The organism is Klebsiella sp. S69 (assembly GCF_016516145.1).
Lineage (GTDB): Bacteria > Pseudomonadota > Gammaproteobacteria > Enterobacterales > Enterobacteriaceae > Klebsiella > Klebsiella oxytoca.
In genome coordinates this window covers 40,358-58,567 of record NZ_JACVUU010000018.1, presented here as the reverse complement: position 1 = coordinate 58,567, position 18,210 = coordinate 40,358, and the positions used below count along the sequence as shown (strand labels likewise).

Sequence of the window (18,210 nt, the reverse complement as noted above, 5' to 3'; positions counted from 1 at the left end):
TCGGCGAATATCCTACAACGATAAGTGAGAAATATTATGAGTAATGCATTCGTACAACAAGATGCTGTGCAACATTTATTGCGTGAAAGTGCAGGTTTAAATGCAACCGGCGGCGACGAACGTTTTAAAACGATTGTTCACCGTCTGCTGGAAAACATCTGCACGCTGATTGATGACTATAACGTCACTGAAGAAGAGTTCTGGCATGCGGTGAATTATCTGCATGAATTAGGCGGCCGCCAGGAAGCGGCACTGCTGGCGGCGGGCCTCGGCCTTGAACACTTCCTCGACCTGCGCCAGGACGCTATTGATGCCGCAGCGCAGCGGGAAACCGGCACTCCTCGTACTATTGAAGGCCCGCTGTACGTGGCAAATGCGCCGCTGGCAGACGGGCATACCCGCATGGATGATGGTAAAGATGCGGGGGAGGTGATGTGGCTTTATGGCCAGGTTCGCGACACCCAGGGCCACCCGATAGCCAACGCTATCGTTGATATCTGGCATGCCAATACCCTCGGGAACTACTCTTTCTTCGATCAAAGCCAGAGTGAATATAATCTGCGCCGCCGCATTCGCACCGGCGCCGATGGCTGCTATAGTGTGCGCAGCATTATGCCATCCGGCTACGGTTGCCCGCCGGATGGGCCAACGCAAAAACTCCTTGACCAGTTGGGGCGTCACGGTAACCGTCCGGCGCATATCCATTTCTTCGTTTCCGCGCCGGGTCATAAACATTTGACCAGCCAAATCAATCTCAACGGCGACAAATACCTGTGGGATGATTTCGCGTTCGCTACCCGCGACGGCCTGATTGCCGATCCGGTAAAAGTCAGCGACCGCGAGCTTATTCAGCAGCGTGAGCTGGAAGGCGAACATACTGAAGTGCGCTTTGATTTTACCCTGTGCAAAGCACTTAACGCCGATGAAGAACACCGCGGTACGCGCCTGCGCGCGCAGGAGTAGCGCGCGGCGTTAATTCTCTTCTCCGGCCAGGTCGTGGCCGGAGAATAAAGCGAAATTCCGACCTCACAGTTTTCTATTCCTGAATTATGCAGGAGGGCCGACTCATGCAAAAAATGTTCACCACATTAAAAGATAAAATCACCAATGCATTAATTGTTGATCGTGAAAAGCATATTTATCGCTGCCATCGCTCAATATTTACCGATCCGCAGCTATTTGATTTTGAAATGAAGCATGTTTTTGAAGGAAATTGGTTGTTCCTTGCTCATGAAAGCCAAATTGCGCAGCCTGGGGATTATTACACCCTGACACTTGGGCGCCAGCCGGTAATAATAACTCGCGACAAAAAGAATGAACTGCATGCGCTAATTAACAGCTGCGCCCACCGCGGGGCGATGCTGTGTCGCCGTAAAACCGGTAATAAAAGTTCCTTTACCTGTCCATTTCACGGCTGGACATTCAGTAATAACGGCAAGCTTTTAAAAGCCAAAGATGAAAGTACCGGCGGTTACCCGGAGACTTTCAAGCATGAAGGCTCCCACGATTTAAAGAAACTGCCGAGGTTTCAATCGTATCGCGGCTTCCTTTTCGGCAGCCTGAATGCCGATGTACAGCCGCTGGAGGCGTACCTGGGCGAAACCTGCAAAATTATCGACCTGATCGTTGACCAGGCGCCGGAAGGGCTGGAGGTGCTTAACGGATCATCGAGCTACGTTTATGAAGGCAACTGGAAGCTGGGGGCGGAAAACGGTGCTGACGGCTATCACGTTAGCGTGGTCCACTGGAACTACGCTTCCACCATGTCGCGCCGCAACTACGAAGCGGAAGGGACGCACGCGGTAGACGCAAACGGCTGGTCGAAAAGCGTCGGCGGCGGTTACGGCTTTGACAATGGACATATGCTGTTGTGGACCCGGGTGCTGAACCCGGAAGTGCGGCCGGTCTACGAACATCGTGAACGGCTGCAGGTGGAATTCGGCCAGTCCCGCGCCGAGCAGATGGTCAACGAAACGCGCAACCTGTGCCTCTATCCAAACGTCTATCTGATGGATCAGTTTTCGACGCAGATCCGCGTGATACGCCCCATCGCGGTGGATAAAACCGAAGTCACCATCTGGTGCTTCGCGCCGAAGGGCGAATCTGACCAGGCGCGGGCGCTGCGTATTCGCCAGTATGAGGATTTCTTCAACGTTAGCGGCATGGGAACGCCTGACGATCTGGAAGAGTTCAGCGCCTGCCAGCGCGGCTATCTCGGTGAGAATCTGGCATGGAGCGACCTCAGCCGCGGGGCGCTGCACTGGGTCGACGGCCCTGACGAACACGCCCTTCAGGCGGGCTTCAGGCCGCAGCTAAGCGGGGTGAAATCGGAAGATGAAGCTTTGTATATCGCCCACCATCATCACTGGCAAAACGTGATGCTGGCGGCGCTGGAAAAAGAGCAGCAGCGCTACGAGCAATCGATCACGCAACGCGTGGAGGTGGTCTGATGCTGACTCTCGAACAGGTTCGCCAGTTTCTTTATTACGAAGCCCGCCTGCTTGACGATCGCCAGTGGGATGATTGGCTGAACTGCTACAGTCCACAGGTGGTGTACTGGATGCCCGCCTGGGGAGATGACGACAAGCTTACCCGCGACCCTCAGCGCGAAATTTCGCTGATTTACTACCCGAGCCGCGATGGCCTCGAAGACCGGGTATACCGCATCAAAACGGAACGCTCAGGGGCCAGCACGCCGGAACCGCGCACCACTCATATGATCGGCAACGTTGAGCTGCTTGGCGAAACCGAACAGGGGATGGAGGTGCGCTACAACTGGGTCACCTACTGCCATCGCTATCAGCAGACGGATACCTGGTTTGGCTCTACCTGCTGCACGCTGATTGAAAGCGCCGGCAAACCGCAGATCATCCGTAAAACCGTGCGCCTGAATAACGATTACATCCGTCAGGTGATTGACGTTTACCACATTTAAGAGGCGTTTATGACCTTTAATATTGCTCTCAATTTTGAAGACGGCATCACCCGCTTTATTCAATGTCACGCCGGAGAGAAAGTTCTCGATGCCGCCTATCGTCAGCAGGTTAATCTGCCGATGGATTGTTCGGACGGCGTTTGCGGCACCTGCAAGTGCCGCTGCGTCAGCGGCGAATATGGTCTGGGCGATGAGTATCTTGAAGAGGCGCTCAGCGAAGACGAAGCCGCAGAGCGCCAGGTGCTGACCTGTCAGATGGTGCCATCCAGCGATTGCGTCATTGATGTACCGGCGGCGGCAGCCCAGTGCAAGACCGCGCTGGCAAGCCTGGGGGCGACGGTGAAAGCGGTCAATCTCCTGTCTGACACCGCCATTGAGCTGGCGATCGTGCTGGATGAGCCGCTGGACTTCCTGGCGGGTCAGTACATCAATATTCAGGTTCCCGGCACGCCGCAGGTGCGCGCCTATTCGTTTAGCTCTCTACCGGGCTCGCGTGAGGGGAGCTTTCTGATCCGTAACGTGCCCGGCGGCTTGATGAGTCAGTGGCTGACGCAGCGGGCCAGTCCCGGCGATCGTCTGACGCTAAGCGGCCCGATGGGCAGCTTTTATCTGCGCAGCGGCGAGCGTCCGCTGTTGCTGTTGGCGGGGGGCACCGGCTTAGCGCCGCTGCTCTCGATACTGCAAACGCTGGCTATGCAACGCAGCGCCCGGCCCGTCACCTTGCTCTATGGTGTGACCCGCGACAGTGACCTGGTGAAAACTGATGCGCTTGAAGCAGTTACCGGCCAGCTTCCCGCTTATCGCTGGCTGCCGGTGGTTGCCGATGCGCAAAGCCAATGCCCGCAGCGCGGTTTTGTGACCGACCATCTTAATGACGCAATACTCAACGATGGCGATGTGGATATCTATCTGTGCGGGCCACCGCCGATGGTCAATGCGGTATCCACGGCGCTGCGCGAGAGAGGCATTTCGCCGGCGGGGTTCTGGTATGAAAAATTCATCGCCAGCCAGAGTGCGGCGGCATAAGGAGCAACGATGCGATTTAACCATAAAGTCGTGGCCATTACCGGCGCCGCGCAGGGGATTGGCCGACAGACCGCAGAGCAAGCGGCGCGTGAGGGTGCGCGGCTGCTATTGATTGACCGATCTCGCTATGTTCACGAACTGGCGGCGGCGCTGAACGCCGTCGGTTGCCAGGCGCTGGCGCTGGAAGCCGATCTTGAACAATGGGAAAGTACCGAGCGGGCATTCGCCAACGGCGTGGCCCATTTTGGCCACCTGGATGTATTGATTAACAATGTCGGCGGCACCATCTGGGCGCGGCCGTTTGCGGAATATCAGCCGGATCAGATAGAGAAGGAGATTCGCCGCTCGCTGTTTCCGACCCTGTGGGGCTGTCGGGCTGCGCTACCGTGGATGCTGAAGCAGGGCAAGGGCAGTATCGTTAATATTTCGTCGGTGGCAACGGCGGGCGTGAACCGGGTGCCTTATTCCGCAGCGAAAGGCGGCGTTAATGCGTTGACCCGTTCGCTAGCCCTGGAATATAGCGCAAACGGGATCCGCATTAACGCCGTGGCGCCGGGGGGCACCGAGGCGCCTGCGCGCCGGACGCCGCGGAATGAGGAGCTGCCGTCGGCGCAGGAGCAGACGTGGTATCAGCAGGTGGTCGATCAGACGGTGGCGAGCAGCCTGATGCATCGCTACGGTACGCTGGCGGAACAGGCCAATGCCATCCTGTTTCTCGCCAGCGATGAGGCCAGCTACATCACCGGCGTGACGCTGCCGGTCGCCGGCGGCGACCTCGGTTAGCGCCGGGTCGCCTGCCAGCAGAGCAGGGAGCCAGCGCACACCATGCCGGCGCCCTGCCAGAACGACCACGAGAGCGCGGCGCTGAGCAGTACCGCCGCAAGCGCGGAGGAGAGCACCGGCGTAAAGTAGGAGGCGGCGGCTAACAGGCTGACGTTGCCGTGCAGGATGCCGACGTTCCACGCCGCATAGCCCAGGCCCAGGGCAATGGACAGCGCGATCAGTTTGACTATTACCGGCCAGCTAAAGACCATGGGCGGCTGTTCGCTGAACAGAAACTTTAGCCACAGGGTCAGGGCGGTAAGCAGAACAAACAGAGTGATGCCGTTTTTGCCTTGTGCATATTTAGCGGTGACCGTGCAGTAGGCCGCCCAGATAAATGCGCCGACGAACGCCAGAATATAGCTCAGCGGGCTGGAAACCACATTGCTGATAATTTCGTCAATGTTCAGGCCATGCTCACCGCCTAATACCCAGGTGACGCCGAATAAAGCCAGCAATAACCCCGGGATAACCAGCCAGCTGCTTTTTTGATTGTTAAAGACAATGGCAAATAAAATTGTCAGGCTGGGCCACAGATAATTGACCATGCCCACCTCAATCGCCTGCTGGCGGGTTCCGGCTAGTCCTACCGACAGCGCGAGGCATATTTCATAACTGACAAACAGCACGCTGCCTGCCAGCAAATAAGGGCGGGGGATCTGACGTATTTGCGGAAAACCGACGGTAAAGATGAGCAAAAGGCCGCTAAGGCTGTAGATCATCGCCGCGCCGCCTACCGGGCCAAGCCCTTCGCTTACGCCACGAATCAGCCCGACCATGGTGCTCCAGAGGACGATGGCGGCGAATCCAATTAGCGTGGCTTTTTTCTTCTCCATATTTAACCTGATGTTGGTTCAAACGCAGTCGGCTTTTATAACACTTTTTTTTCGCCCTCGGGGGATATTTTCCACAGCGCTTAATCCTAATGGAGTAATGAAATTCGGCGCGGCTGACTATTAAGGGGGCATGGGGTCAGGACATTGATTTGACGCAAATAAAACAGGGTTATTGCTGTTAATTTCCACTCCCGCAATGAATAGACATCCCGCATGGAGGGGAACAATGGACGTCAGCCGCAGAAAGTTTTTTAAAATCTGCGCAGGCGGTATGGCCGGAACAACAGCCGCTGCATTGGGTTTTGCGCCCAAAATGGCCCTGGCTCAGGCGCGTAATTACAAGTTGCTGCGCGCCAAAGAGATCCGCAACACCTGCACATACTGCTCCGTGGGCTGCGGGCTATTAATGTATAGCCTGGGCGACGGCGCGAAAAACGCCAAAGAAGCGATTTATCACATTGAAGGGGATCCGGACCATCCGGTGAGCCGCGGCGCGCTGTGCCCGAAAGGCGCAGGGCTGCTGGACTATGTCCATAGCGACAACCGTCTGCGCTATCCGCAATACCGCGCGCCGGGTTCGGATAAATGGCAGCGCATCTCCTGGGATGAAGCATTTACCCGTATCGCTAAATTGATGAAAGCCGACCGTGATGCCAACTTTATTGAGAAAAACGAGCAGGGCGTGACGGTTAACCGCTGGCTGTCCACCGGGATGCTGTGCGCGTCGGCGGCCAGCAATGAGACCGGCATGCTAACGCAAAAATTCGTGCGCTCGCTCGGCATGCTGGCGGTAGATAACCAGGCGCGCGTCTGACACGGACCAACGGTAGCAAGTCTTGCTCCAACATTTGGTCGCGGTGCGATGACCAACCACTGGGTTGATATTAAAAACGCCAATGTCGTGGTGGTAATGGGCGGTAACGCCGCCGAAGCCCATCCGGTGGGATTCCGCTGGGCGATGGAGGCAAAAAACAACAATGATGCGACGCTGATTGTCGTTGACCCGCGCTTTACGCGTACGGCGTCGGTGGCCGATATTTATGCGCCGATCCGTTCCGGTACCGACATTACCTTCCTGTCGGGCGTGCTGCTGTACCTGATCGAAAATAACAAAATCAATGCCGAGTACGTTAAACACTATACCAACGCCAACCTGCTGGTGCGCGACGATTTTGCCTTCGAAGATGGCCTGTTCAGCGGCTACGATGCCGAAAAGCGTCAGTACGATAAGTCTTCGTGGAACTATCAGTTCGACGAAAATGGCTTCGCGATGCGTGATGAAACGCTGCAGCATCCGCGCTGCGTATGGAACCTGCTGAAGCAGCACGTTTCGCGCTATACGCCGGAGGTGGTGGAGAACATCTGCGGTACGCCAAAAGCGGACTTCCTGAAAGTGTGCGAAGTGCTGGCCTCAACCAGCGCGGCGGACCGGACCACCACTTTCCTCTATGCGCTGGGCTGGACGCAGCATACCGTCGGCGCGCAGAACATCCGCACCATGGCGATGATTCAGCTGCTGCTCGGCAATATGGGGATGGCGGGAGGCGGGGTCAACGCGCTGCGCGGGCACTCCAATATCCAGGGGTTAACCGATTTAGGCCTGCTTTCAACCAGTCTGCCGGGCTACCTGACGCTGCCGTCGGAACAGCAGGTTGATCTGCAAAGCTATCTCGCTGCCAATACGCCGAAGGCGACGCTGCCCGAACAGGTGAACTACTGGAGCAACTACCCGAAGTTCTTCGTCAGCCTGATGAAATCTTTCTACGGCGACGCGGCGCAAAAAGAGAACGACTGGGGCTTCCACTGGCTGCCGAAATGGGACCAGGCTTATGACGTTATCAAGTATTTCAATATGATGGATAACGGCAACGTCACGGGCTATATCTGCCAAGGATTCAATCCGGTGGCGTCCTTCCCGGACAAAAACAAGGTGGTCCGCAGCCTGAGCAAGCTGAAGTACATGGTGGTTATCGACCCGCTGGTGACCGAAACCTCGACCTTCTGGCAAAACCACGGCGAGTCGAACGATGTTGACCCGGCAGCGATTCAGACCGAGGTCTTCCGCCTGCCGTCCACCTGCTTTGCCGAAGAGGATGGTTCCATCGCCAACTCCGGGCGCTGGCTGCAGTGGCACTGGAAGGGCCAGGACGCGCCGGGCGAAGCGCGCAACGACGGCGAAATTCTGGCCGGGATTTACCACCGCCTGCGCGAGATGTATCGCACCGAGGGCGGCAAAGGCGTCGAGCCGCTGCTGAAGATGGGGTGGCACTACAAGCAGCCGGATCGTCCGGAATCAGAAGAGGTCGCGAAAGAGAACAACGGCTACGCGCTGGCGGATCTCTACGACGCTAACGGCGCGCCGCTGGCGAGGAAAGGCCAGCTGTTGAACAGCTTCGCGCTGCTGCGCGATGACGGTACCACCGCGTCGTCTTGTTGGATCTATACCGGCAGCTGGACCGAGCAGGGCAATCAGATGGCCAACCGCGATAACGCCGACCCGTCAGGTCTTGGCAATACGCTCGGCTGGGCATGGGCGTGGCCGCTCAACCGGCGCGTGCTGTACAACCGCGCGTCGGCGGATATGAACGGCAAGCCGTGGGATGCGAAGCGAATGCTGATCCAGTGGAACGGCAGCAAGTGGGTTGGCAACGATATTCCGGACTTCAATACCGCGCCTCCGGGCAGCAAAACCGGGCCGTTTATTATGCAGCCGGAAGGTCTGGGGCGTCTGTTTGCCCTGAATAAGCTGGCGGAAGGTCCGTTCCCGGAACACTACGAACCGATGGAAACGCCGCTTGGTACCAATCCGCTGCACCCGAGCGTGGTCTCCAGCCCGGTGGTACGCCTGTATGAAGAAGATGCCCTGCGTTTAGGTAAGAAGGACAAATTCCCGTACGTCGGCACCACCTATCGTCTGACCGAGCATTTTCATACCTGGACCAAGCATGCGCGGCTCAATGCGATTGCGCAGCCGGAGCAGTTTGTCGAAATCAGCGAAGGCCTGGCGAAAGCGAAAGGGATCGCCAATGGCGATCGGGTGACGGTCAGCAGCATGCGCGGCTTTATTCGCGCGGTGGCGGTGGTGACGCGTCGTCTGCAAACGCTCAACGTCAACGGTCAGCAGGTGGAAACCGTCGGTATTCCGCTGCACTGGGGTTTTGAAGGAGTGGCCCGCAAAGGTTACATCGCCAATACCCTGACGCCGAACGTCGGGGATTCCAACTCGCAGACGCCGGAGTATAAGGCGTTTCTGGTCAACATCGAGAAAGCGTAAGGAGCGAAGCAATGGCGATGGAAACCCAGGACATCATTAAACGCTCCGCCACCAATCCGATCACCCCCGCGCCGCGCGCGCGGGATTTTAAGGCGGAAGTGGCAAAGCTGATTGATGTCTCCTCCTGCGTAGGCTGCAAAGCCTGCCAGGTGGCCTGTTCCGAGTGGAACGATATCCGCGATGAAGTCGGGCACTGCGTCGGGGTTTACGACAATCCCGCCGATCTGAGCGCCAAATCCTGGACGGTAATGCGCTTTAGCGAAACCGAGCAGAACGGCAAGCTGGAGTGGCTGATTCGCAAAGACGGCTGTATGCACTGCGAGGATCCGGGCTGCCTGAAGGCGTGCCCGTCCGCCGGAGCGATTATTCAGTACGCAAACGGCATCGTCGACTTTCAGCAGGAAAACTGCATCGGCTGCGGCTACTGCATTGCCGGATGCCCTTTTAACGTCCCGCGCCTCAATAAAGAGGATAACCGGGTCTATAAGTGCACCCTGTGCGTCGATCGGGTCAGCGTTGGCCAGGAACCGGCCTGCGTGAAAACCTGCCCAACCGGCGCGATTCACTTCGGCAGCAAGCAAGAGATGCTGGAAGTGGCCAACGAGCGTGTGGAAAAACTGAAGAAACGCGGCTATTCCCATGCCGGGGTGTATAACCCGCCTGGCGTCGGCGGCACTCACGTGATGTACGTGCTGCATCATGCGGACCAGCCGGAGCTGTACCATAACCTGCCGAAGGAGCCGCAGATAGATACCTCGATAAATCTGTGGAAAGGCGCGCTGAAGCCGCTCTCCGCCGTTGGCTTTATCGCCACCTTTGCCGGGCTGATCTATCACTACATCGGGATTGGGCCGAACAAGGAAGCGGATGACGATGAGGAGGAGCATGATGAGTAAATCGAAAATGATTGTGCGCACGAAGTTTATTGACCGCGCCTGTCACTGGACGGTGGTCATCTGCTTTTTCCTGGTGGCGCTGTCGGGGATCTCGTTTTTCTTCCCGACGCTGCAGTGGCTGACCGAAACCTTCGGTACCCCGCAGATGGGGCGTATTCTGCATCCGTTCTTCGGGGTTCTGATTTTCGTGGCCCTGATGTTTATGTTCGTGCGATTTGTCCACCATAATATTCCCGACAAACAGGATATTCCCTGGCTGAAAGGGATTGTCGAGGTGCTTAAGGGCAATGAGCATAAAGTGGCGCGGGTAGGGAAATACAACGCTGGCCAGAAAATGATGTTCTGGACGATCATGAGCATGATATTTGTGCTGCTGGTCACCGGGGTGATTATCTGGCGGCCTTATTTTGCCCACTATTTCCCGATTCAGGTTATTCGCTATAGTCTGCTGATTCACGCAACGTCGGCCATTATTCTTATCCATGCGATTCTGATCCATATGTATATGGCATTCTGGGTTAAAGGATCGATTAAAGGCATGATTGAAGGTAAGGTGAGCCGACGCTGGGCGAAGAAGCATCATCCGCGCTGGTATCGCGACGTGGAGCGCCTGGAAGCGAAAAGGGAAAATCGCGAAGGGCTGAAGTAAGCCTTAACGTATTACCCGTTCCGGTTAATGCCGGAACGGGGGTTAATATCCTCAGGGGCATCAATTAGCTCACCTCTGACAGCGTTGAAAATATTGTCTCATTTATTTATGCCCGGGCGCGCACTCTGACGGGCTCTCTTTTTCTGACGACAGATATTTCCCTTTTTCCCATTAAGCCAGTTGGGTCGCTATTTCAACGTAGCGCTATTAACGTCATTATCCGTTGTCTCTATAAAAACGCTATCATTCAGGCGGATCCTTGCGTATTTTGCGCGGCGGCTTCCACAGAAAAGAAAATCACTGAAATTAATGTTGTGGGTTGTCTTTACGCAGTGATAAAGAGTAAGCTGTATACGGTTCAAGGAAGTCCGGGTTATATTTGAGTAAAAAATGGAAGATACTAAATTAATAAAAATCATGCATGAAAGTGGCTTTACAGATAAGCAGATCGATAAGTTAACGGCGAGATATAAGACGCTTTTATACTGTGCCGTTGACGAAGCGGCATCGCGCTTGCCCAGGGCAATATTTGTCCATGTATTCGTTCTTTTAATTATCGGGATCGGCATCCTGAAAGCGGTACATGAAGGGACCTGGCATCCTGCGCAACTCATTATTTTCGCGCTACCGCTGGTCGTCGCCTGTGGGGTATCGCATCACTTCGCTCCGCTAAGAGAGGTATACAAAGCAGCAAAGGTGATGAAAAAGATCAAACATCAGCAGGTTCACTAATTCACTCGCGGATGAAGCGTTAACGGCGACTGACTGCCCGAGGCAATAAAATCATGAAAGCAATGCTTCGCTATTTTTTAAAGGATATTTATGACGGCATTCGCACTCACGTAATATTAATCTGCGCAATAGTACTTACAGGGCTTATTTACCGGGCTTTCGATTTTGACGTTTGGTTCACGCCTGTCGTTGTCATTGTTATATTGGTTGGCCATTGGGTATTAAGCCAATTCAGGATTTAATGATTGCTGTTTTTATGAACGTTCGATATGAAGTAATCACGCTGTTTTATGGATAAACAGGTTACGGAAGGTTTTAAACTGGTTTACCGCCAGAGAATGCATAATAATGCGACCGGTAAAATCCATAACAAGTGATTAGATGTATGAAAAAGACTATTTTTTCGTTAGCGCTTGGCACTTTTGGTCTCGGAATGGCGGAATTTGGCATCATGGGGGTATTACCTGAAATTGCCCGTGATGTCGGCATATCCATTCCTGCCGCAGGCAACATGATTTCATATTATGCGTCCGGCGTCGTGATCGGCGCGCCGGTGATGGCGATATTCTCCAGCCGCTTTTCACTAAAATCAGTGATGCTGTTTCTCGTAGCGCTATGCATTATCGGCAACGCCATCTTCACGTTCTCCTCCAGCTACTCGATGCTGGCGCTGGGGCGCCTCATCTCCGGGTTTCCGCACGGCGCATTCTTTGGCGTGGGCGCGATCATTCTGTCGAAAATTGCGCCGCCAGGCAAGGTTACCGCAGCGGTGGCGGGGATGATCGCCGGGATGACCTTCGCCAACCTGCTGGGGGTACCGGGAGGAACCTGGCTTGGCCATCAGTTCAGCTGGCGCTATACCTTCCTGGCGATTGCGGTCTTTGACGTCGCGGTGCTGGTGTCCATCGCCTGGTGGGTGCCGACGTTATTTGATAAATCAACCACGCGCTTGCGCTCGCAATTTCATTTTTTAACCTCGCCTGCGCCGTGGTTAATTTTTGCCGCCACCCTGTTCGGCAATGCCGGCGTCTTCGCGTGGTTTAGCTATATTAAGCCGTTTATGATCAACGTCTCCGGCTTCGGTGAAAGCGCCATCATAATGATTATGATGCTGGTGGGTCTGGGGATGGTTCTGGGGAATTTATTTAGCGGTAAAGTTTCCGCACGCTACAGTCCGTTACGTATTGCCGCCGTGACGGATGGCGTTATCGTTTTGACCTTATTACTCCTGTTCCTGCTGGGTGAGAATAAAACCGCCTCACTAACCCTGGCGTTTATCTGCTGCGCGGCGCTGTTTGCCCTGTCGGCGCCGCTGCAAATCATGCTGCTGCAAAATGCCAAAGGCGGCGAGATGCTGGGCGCGGCGGGCGGCCAGATCGCCTTTAATCTTGGAAGCGCCATCGGGGCGCTGTTCGGCGGGATGATGATTACGGCCGGCCTTGGCTGGCGTTCTGTTGCCTTACCGGCCGCGCTGCTTTCGTTTCTTGCGCTCAGTTCACTGCTGATTTATGCCCGCTATCAGCAGCGTTCTGTCTGACGAAATCCGCAGGCGGCTAATCCTGCCACGGCTCCCCGAGGGTCAGCATTAACCGGTTGGCCCAGGCGAAGAAGGCTGCCGATTGCAGCAGATCCAGTTGGGCGAGGGTATTCAGCTGTTGCTGTTCGACGGCCGCAAGGTGGCTAGCGGCCAGGGCGGGAGGGGTAACGGAAATCGCTGCGGCAAAATCAATGAGCGCCTGCCAGCGCGGCGTCTGCCCATCGCTCAGCTTCTCTCGCGGGGTCACCGCCAGCAGGGTCTCTACCGCCGTTTCATCTTTCGCTAACTGCGCGGCCTTGCGAGCATGCACCGAGGCGCAATAAATACAACCGTTGATTTTACTCGCTACCGTCGCCGCCAGCTCGCGTTCGGCGCGCGGCAGGCCGCCGGGAGTATAAAAAATCCCTTTATCGGTTAACGTACGCTGCTCAAGCACCGGCTGATTGCGCGCCAGCAGGCGGAAGTAGGGCGAGTCGCTGTGGCCGAATTTCGCCAGCAGCGCCTGCTCATCCGGGGTAAATTCCGCCAGCGGTTTAGCCGCCAGCCAGGGTTCCCAGTGCAGTTCATCGCGGGTGAAGCGCACCGGCGCGCGTTTACCGCTGAGGGTTTGCGGTGAGGTATGCCAGAATCCGGCTACGACCGGGGTCCCGGCAACCGGGGCGCTTTTACCGTTGAGCAGGCGTAGACCGTTCAACAGACGACTCTGGAAGCTGACAAACGCAATCAACTGGGCCAGCGTCACGATAGCGCGCGGGCTCCATCCGGCGCGGGTTAATGCCTCCAGAGCCGAAGGCGTGGCTTCTACCGGCGCGAAGGTCAACAGCCGGGCAAAGGCCTGCGCCGGAACCAGCCGCGGCGAGGTCGGATCGGCAATCCCAAACCCGGCATAGTGGGCGGCCAGCGCATCGCTCTCATGCAGCTTCGCTACCCTGGCGGCAACGGCAAAACGTTCGTCGAGCGGAAAGTCGTTATCCTGCTGACCGAACAGCGCTTCATAGCTTCCCTGAGCATGATGGGTGGCCGCCTCGCGCACGGCTCTCGCCGCCGCTAAGGCGGAATCGGGGGCAATTTCTGCCAGTTCGGCCAATATATCCTGACTGAGCGTCATGGTGACTCCTTATCGTATCTGCGGGGCAATATGTTGAGCGATCAGCTCAATGGAACGAAGCGTGTCGCGGTGCGAGGGTTCAACGGAGTGCACCTGGAACGAAATATCGGTTACCCGCCGCAGGACGCTATCGCGCCCCAGAGAAGCGGCGACGTGCTGCGGGTCGCCAACGTGCGCGTCAAGCTGCGGCAAAAAATCAGTGACAGTGTCACCAGTAATATCATGACCTGCGGCGCGATGCTGGGCTGCCTGCTGGCGCAGACCGGGTTCAGCGACCTGTAGCGCATACTGCTGGCTATCGGCGACAAAGGCCGTCCGCGAGGCGAGGATCCGTGGCTCGACGCCCGGCGGCAGCGCGGCGAGATAGGCGTCAATAATCGGATTCTGGATAGCGTCCAGCGGCAGCGTGGGCTGCCCTGAAGGACGCGGCTGGGTACGCGAAAGCATCAGGCCGTGTCCGGCCTGAGCCGCGCGCACCGCGCCCTCAACGGAAAAGGTGGCAATCCAGATACGCTCCGCCAACTGCGGTGCCTGGGGATAAAGATGATTATCCGGATGCGAAAGTGAATCTCCGCGCCAGGCGCTTTGAATCAGATGCAGGTGTTCGGCAAAGACTGCGCTGCGCTGGTCGATGGTCAATCCAAAGGGTAAAAACGAGGTCGGCGTGCCGCCAGACCCGAAGCCCACCTCCAGTCGTCCATCGGCGAGCAGATCCAGCACCGCCGCATCCTCGGCAACCCGCAGCGGGTTTTCCATCGGCAGGGTGATAATGGCGGTTCCCAGGCGAATGCGCTCCGTATGCGCTGCCGCGTGGGCGAGAAAGACCAGCGGCGACGGCAGGCCGCCTTCGTGCTCATGAAAATGGTGCTGAGCGACCCAGGCGCTGTCAAAACCCAGTCGTTCGGCGTGGCGAATTTGTTCGGTAGCCAGCCGATAGCGCTCACCTGGCGCGACGTGGTCCAGCAGGCGAGTGAAAAAACCCAGTCGTTTACGCGTCATGCGACCTCCTTGTTCGAGGGGGAAAAGTGGGGAATAGCGGCAATAAGCTCGCGGGTATACTCATGCTGCGGAGCGCTGAACAGTCGGCCCACATCGCCATGTTCAATAACCTGGCCCGCCCGCAGTACCGTCACGCTGTGGGCGATACGGCGAACCGTCGCCAAATCGTGGGTGATAAACAGATAGGTCAATCCCAGCTGTTGCTGCAGCTGCTGCAGCAAGGCGAGAATTTGCGCCTGGACGGTAACGTCCAGCGCCGAAGTCGCTTCATCGAGGACAAGGATCGTCGGTTCAAGGATTAGGGCGCGGGCGATAGCCACCCGCTGCCGCTGTCCGCCGGATAGCTCACGGGCGGTTCGCGACAGCAGCTCCGGAGCGAGCGCCACGCGAGCGGCGACCGTTTCGACGCGCTGGCGTCGTATTCCGGCGCTGAAGCGGTCGAAGTTCTTTAACGGCTCTTCAATGATTTCAAACAGCGTTTGCCGTGGATCAAGAGAGGCAAAGGGGTTCTGATAGACAAACTGAATTTTACGCCGTAGCTGGCGGAGCGCCTCCCGACTGAGATGCCCGGCATCAATACCATCGATGGCAATCTGGCCGCTATCCGCCTTTTCGAATCCCAGCAGGATCCGCGCAAGTGTCGTTTTGCCAGAACCGGACTCACCAACCAGCGCGTGCGTGCAGCCGCGCTTAACCTCAAAACTCACGGCGTCCAGCGCCTGCAAATGCGCCCGGCCTAATGAGAAGCGCTTGCTGATGTCGTCGACGCGAATCGCGGACGTAGCCAGTACGCGACCGCCGGCGGGAGCCATGGTCAGCGCCGGGCCGTGAAGATCGCTGAGCAGCTGGCGAGTATAGGCATGCTGCGGCGTCCGTACCACATCGCGGGTCGCGCCTTGCTCCTGAATTTCGCCATGACGAAAGACCAGCAGGCGGTCGGCACGCTCGGCTGCCAGCGCCAGATCGTGAGTGACGAACAGCACCGCGGTGCCGGACTCCCGGCGCAGGGTATCCAGCAGATCGAGGATCCGCTTCTGTACCGTCACGTCAAGGGCGCTGGTTGGCTCATCAGCAATGATTAAATCCGGTTTCAGAGCGATGGCGATGGCAATCAGCACTCGCTGCTTCATGCCGCCTGAAAGCTGGTACGGATATTGATCGAAGCGCTGCTCCGGGTAGCTCAGTCCAACCTTCGCCAGCAGCGCCAGTACCTGCGTTTTACGTTCCGCGGCGCTGCGTTTCTGATGGAGGCGCAGAATTTCACCTACCTGCGCGCCGATGGTTTTCACCGGATTGAGGGAGTTGCCTGGATCCTGGGGTACCAGGCTAATTCGCGCGCCGCGCAGACCGTCGAGGCGTTTACCTGACCAGCCGCTAATATCTTCGCCGTTAATACTGATGCGCCCGCTGTCGCGCCGGGCATTCTCCGCCAGCAGACCCATTATCGCCTGGGCGGTAGTGGTTTTGCCCGAGCCGGATTCGCCGACGAACGCCAGCATTTCGCCGCGTTTTACCTGAAAACTGACGTTATGCACGACTTCACGCCATTCACTCTGCGAACGATAGCTGATGCGTAGGTTTTCTACGGTTAAAACATTCATCGGCGTTCTCCGCTAAATTGACGGCTAATACGGTTGGCGGCAAGCACGACCGCAATCACCGCCATACCGGGAAGGGTCGTTAGCCACCAGGCAGTGGAGAGGTAGTTACGGCCTTCGGCGATCAGTAATCCCCACTCTGGTACCGGCGGCGGCGTGCCGTAGCCGAGAAAACTCAGGGTTGAGAGCGCCAGAACGGCCTGGCCGAACTGGAGCGTGGCGAAGGCCAGCACCGCGGTGAGCGAGTTGGGTAAAATATGCCGCCAGAAGACGGCAAAAAAGGTGCCGCCGCTGCCGTAGGCCGCTTCGACGTAATCGCTGCGCCGTACGCGTACGACTTCCGCGCGCGCCAGGCGGGCAAAGCTGGCTATTGCCGCCACCCCGACCGCGACGGCGGCGTTGAGGGTGCCGAAGCCGAGCAGAATAATGACCGTCAGGGACAGCAACAGGGATGGAATCGCCAGCAGTACGTCGACCAGCCGCATGACGATCGACTCCACGCGTCCCGCCAGCGCGCCGGCCAGCGTACCCAGCGCGGTTCCGATGATCAGGCCAATCGCCACTGCCGCCAGCGCAGCGGAGAGCGAATGGGCAGCGCCGTAGACGATTCGACTCCACAGATCGCGACCAAGCTGGTCGGTGCCCAGCCAGTGACCCGCCTGGGGGGCCAGGCGCTGGGCGCCGGGGAAACCTTCCAACGGGTTATAAGCGGTAAACAGCTGCGGGACAACGGCCATCAGCGCAGCAACGATCATAATCGCCCAGGCCAGCAGCAGGCCGGGCTGGAAGCGTAGCGTGCGCCAGTCTGGCGAGCGGCGGCGGGCGGCGATTGCGTAATCAACCAGACTCATAGCGTACCTCCCTCAGCGGTTTTCAGGCGCGGGTCGAGCAGCGGCATCAGCAGGTCGACCAGCAGATTAATCAGGACAAAACCAAGGGCTGAGATCATCACCACCGCCTGCAGTACCGCGATATCCTGATTATTGACCGCCTGCTGCGTCAGCAGACCCAGCCCGCCGCGGCCAAACACGGTTTCGGTAATCAGGGCTCCGGCGATCAGTTCCCCGAGCAGCAGCCCGGCCATATTGAGCACCGGTAGCAGGGCATTGCCGGTAACGTGCCGCCACAGCACGCCGGTCTCGCTCATGCCTTTAGCACGAGCAACGGCCACAAACGGCAGCGCGGCGACCTGATCCAGACTGCGCATCAGAATCTGCGCCAGCGGAGCGGAAATCGGTACCGCGACGGCGACGACGGGCAGAATGAGTCCCTCAATCGGTCCCGGATTGATCACCGGTATCCAGCGCAGCTGTAAGGAGAAAAGCTGTATCAGGGCGATAGCGAGCCAGAACGTCGGCAGGGAGATAAACAGCACCGGCAGCGATTGCAGCGTATTGCTTAGCCAGCGCAGACCCGGCAGCCGTGAGGCGAAGGCGAGGGTAAAAGCCAGCGCCACCGCCAGCGCAAAGGCGGGGAGCGCGAGGCTTAGTGTCTGCGGCAGATTGCTGGCGATCAGCGCGCTCACCGGCAGTCCGGCCTGCAGCGAATAACCAAAATCCCCGCGCAGCATGGCGAAGAGGGTGTGGAGATACTGCTTCCACACCGGGCTATCGGCCCCCCAGGCGAGGCGCATTTCGGCGATCTGCTCAGGGCTGAGCCCCAGATCCGGATTCTGAAACTTGATCAGTACCGCATCGCCGGGCAGCACCTGTAACAGGATGAAAGAGAGGGTAAATGCCGCCCATAGCACCAGTAAACCCTGGCCGGTTCGCCGCAGAAGATAATGGCTCATCGCAGG

The 18,210-nt window shown here is 57.4% G+C and carries 16 protein-coding genes; 10 read left to right on the top strand and 6 right to left on the bottom strand.

Features of this window, described 5'->3' with window-relative positions:
- Positions 1–36 precede the first annotated feature (36 nt).
- The 5 genes from catA (at position 37) to benD (ending at position 4,744) form a co-directional block, all read left to right on the top strand.
- A complete protein-coding gene (catA, locus tag IAE27_RS17975; protein WP_004112858.1) occupies positions 37–963 on the top strand; it encodes a catechol 1,2-dioxygenase in 927 nt (308 codons plus the stop codon).
- A gap of 104 nt (positions 964–1,067) precedes the next feature.
- Positions 1,068–2,450, top strand: a complete 1,383-nt coding sequence (locus tag IAE27_RS17970; protein WP_126489096.1) for a Rieske 2Fe-2S domain-containing protein — start codon at positions 1,068–1,070, stop codon at positions 2,448–2,450.
- Positions 2,450–2,935 (top strand): benzoate 1,2-dioxygenase small subunit, encoded by a 486-nt coding sequence (gene benB, locus IAE27_RS17965; RefSeq protein WP_004101914.1) that lies wholly within the window; start codon positions 2,450–2,452, stop codon positions 2,933–2,935. Before IAE27_RS17970 ends, benB begins: the two co-directional genes overlap by 1 nt.
- Before the next feature lie 9 nt (positions 2,936–2,944).
- Positions 2,945–3,961: a benzoate 1,2-dioxygenase electron transfer component BenC gene (gene benC, locus IAE27_RS17960; protein ID WP_154022157.1), complete on the top strand. Its 1,017-nt coding sequence runs from the start codon at positions 2,945–2,947 to the stop codon at positions 3,959–3,961.
- 9 nt (positions 3,962–3,970) lie between these two features.
- Positions 3,971–4,744: a benzoate diol dehydrogenase BenD gene (gene benD / locus IAE27_RS17955; RefSeq protein ID WP_023329660.1), complete on the top strand. Its 774-nt coding sequence runs from the start codon at positions 3,971–3,973 to the stop codon at positions 4,742–4,744.
- Here benD and yddG read toward each other — a convergent pair.
- Positions 4,741–5,619, bottom strand: a complete 879-nt coding sequence (yddG, locus tag IAE27_RS17950) for an aromatic amino acid DMT transporter YddG (protein ID WP_004101917.1) — start codon at positions 5,617–5,619, stop codon at positions 4,741–4,743. The two genes, benD and yddG, sit on opposite strands and share 4 nt — an antisense overlap.
- Positions 5,620–5,845: 226 nt before the next feature.
- Between yddG and fdnG the strand changes: the two genes are divergently transcribed.
- The 5 genes from fdnG to araJ all read left to right on the top strand — a co-directional run bounded on the left by fdnG (position 5,846) and on the right by araJ (position 12,707).
- Entirely contained in the window at positions 5,846–8,893 is a 3,048-nt protein-coding gene (gene fdnG / locus IAE27_RS17945) for a formate dehydrogenase-N subunit alpha (protein WP_135800187.1), read from the top strand.
- A gap of 11 nt (positions 8,894–8,904) precedes the next feature.
- Positions 8,905–9,789: a formate dehydrogenase subunit beta gene (gene fdxH / locus IAE27_RS17940; protein ID WP_004101920.1), complete on the top strand. Its 885-nt coding sequence runs from the start codon at positions 8,905–8,907 to the stop codon at positions 9,787–9,789.
- Positions 9,782–10,438, top strand: a complete 657-nt coding sequence (gene fdnI, locus IAE27_RS17935; RefSeq protein ID WP_004112875.1) for a formate dehydrogenase-N subunit gamma — start codon at positions 9,782–9,784, stop codon at positions 10,436–10,438. Before fdxH ends, fdnI begins: the two co-directional genes overlap by 8 nt.
- Before the next feature lie 390 nt (positions 10,439–10,828).
- A complete protein-coding gene (locus IAE27_RS17930; protein ID WP_108703788.1) occupies positions 10,829–11,170 on the top strand; it encodes a hypothetical protein in 342 nt (113 codons plus the stop codon).
- A gap of 385 nt (positions 11,171–11,555) precedes the next feature.
- Positions 11,556–12,707 (top strand): MFS transporter AraJ, encoded by a 1,152-nt coding sequence (gene araJ, locus IAE27_RS17925; RefSeq protein WP_108703790.1) that lies wholly within the window; start codon positions 11,556–11,558, stop codon positions 12,705–12,707.
- Positions 12,708–12,723: 16 nt separating this feature from the next.
- On the opposite strand, the gene IAE27_RS17920 is transcribed toward araJ, so the two are convergent.
- From IAE27_RS17920 to IAE27_RS17900, 5 genes are read right to left on the bottom strand one after another with little or no spacing between them, the layout of a single operon-like run.
- Complete coding sequence (locus IAE27_RS17920) at positions 12,724–13,815, bottom strand: alkylhydroperoxidase domain protein (protein ID WP_154022155.1); 1,092 nt, start codon at positions 13,813–13,815, stop codon at positions 12,724–12,726.
- Positions 13,816–13,824: 9 nt separating this feature from the next.
- Positions 13,825–14,814: a putative FMN-dependent luciferase-like monooxygenase gene (locus tag IAE27_RS17915; RefSeq protein WP_070557586.1), complete on the bottom strand. Its 990-nt coding sequence runs from the start codon at positions 14,812–14,814 to the stop codon at positions 13,825–13,827.
- Positions 14,811–16,415: a dipeptide ABC transporter ATP-binding protein gene (locus IAE27_RS17910; RefSeq protein ID WP_154022153.1), complete on the bottom strand. Its 1,605-nt coding sequence runs from the start codon at positions 16,413–16,415 to the stop codon at positions 14,811–14,813. The genes IAE27_RS17915 and IAE27_RS17910 overlap by 4 nt, the downstream gene beginning before the upstream one ends.
- Positions 16,412–17,263: an ABC transporter permease gene (locus tag IAE27_RS17905; RefSeq protein ID WP_004101938.1), complete on the bottom strand. Its 852-nt coding sequence runs from the start codon at positions 17,261–17,263 to the stop codon at positions 16,412–16,414. Before IAE27_RS17905 ends, IAE27_RS17910 begins: the two co-directional genes overlap by 4 nt.
- Positions 17,260–18,204, bottom strand: a complete 945-nt coding sequence (locus tag IAE27_RS17900) for an ABC transporter permease (protein WP_154022152.1) — start codon at positions 18,202–18,204, stop codon at positions 17,260–17,262. The genes IAE27_RS17905 and IAE27_RS17900 overlap by 4 nt, the downstream gene beginning before the upstream one ends.
- Positions 18,205–18,210 lie beyond the last annotated feature (6 nt).

What these genes read in the sequence shown, in the direction of transcription:
- catA (WP_004112858.1), top strand. Translation starts at nt 37, where the DNA reads ATGAGTAATGCATTCGTACAACAAGATGCTGTGCAACATTTATTGCGT.
- IAE27_RS17930 (WP_108703788.1), top strand. Translation starts at nt 10,829, where the DNA reads ATGGAAGATACTAAATTAATAAAAATCATGCATGAAAGTGGCTTTACA.
- IAE27_RS17905 (WP_004101938.1), bottom strand. Translation starts at nt 17,263, where the DNA reads ATGAGTCTGGTTGATTACGCAATCGCCGCCCGCCGCCGCTCGCCAGAC.
- araJ (WP_108703790.1), top strand. Translation starts at nt 11,556, where the DNA reads ATGAAAAAGACTATTTTTTCGTTAGCGCTTGGCACTTTTGGTCTCGGA.
- benC (WP_154022157.1), top strand. Translation starts at nt 2,945, where the DNA reads ATGACCTTTAATATTGCTCTCAATTTTGAAGACGGCATCACCCGCTTT.
- IAE27_RS17970 (WP_126489096.1), top strand. Translation starts at nt 1,068, where the DNA reads ATGCAAAAAATGTTCACCACATTAAAAGATAAAATCACCAATGCATTA.
- IAE27_RS17910 (WP_154022153.1), bottom strand. Translation starts at nt 16,415, where the DNA reads ATGAATGTTTTAACCGTAGAAAACCTACGCATCAGCTATCGTTCGCAG.
- IAE27_RS17915 (WP_070557586.1), bottom strand. Translation starts at nt 14,814, where the DNA reads ATGACGCGTAAACGACTGGGTTTTTTCACTCGCCTGCTGGACCACGTC.
- fdnI (WP_004112875.1), top strand. Translation starts at nt 9,782, where the DNA reads ATGAGTAAATCGAAAATGATTGTGCGCACGAAGTTTATTGACCGCGCC.
- IAE27_RS17920 (WP_154022155.1), bottom strand. Translation starts at nt 13,815, where the DNA reads ATGACGCTCAGTCAGGATATATTGGCCGAACTGGCAGAAATTGCCCCC.
- yddG (WP_004101917.1), bottom strand. Translation starts at nt 5,619, where the DNA reads ATGGAGAAGAAAAAAGCCACGCTAATTGGATTCGCCGCCATCGTCCTC.
- benB (WP_004101914.1), top strand. Translation starts at nt 2,450, where the DNA reads ATGCTGACTCTCGAACAGGTTCGCCAGTTTCTTTATTACGAAGCCCGC.
- benD (WP_023329660.1), top strand. Translation starts at nt 3,971, where the DNA reads ATGCGATTTAACCATAAAGTCGTGGCCATTACCGGCGCCGCGCAGGGG.
- fdxH (WP_004101920.1), top strand. Translation starts at nt 8,905, where the DNA reads ATGGCGATGGAAACCCAGGACATCATTAAACGCTCCGCCACCAATCCG.
- IAE27_RS17900 (WP_154022152.1), bottom strand. Translation starts at nt 18,204, where the DNA reads ATGAGCCATTATCTTCTGCGGCGAACCGGCCAGGGTTTACTGGTGCTA.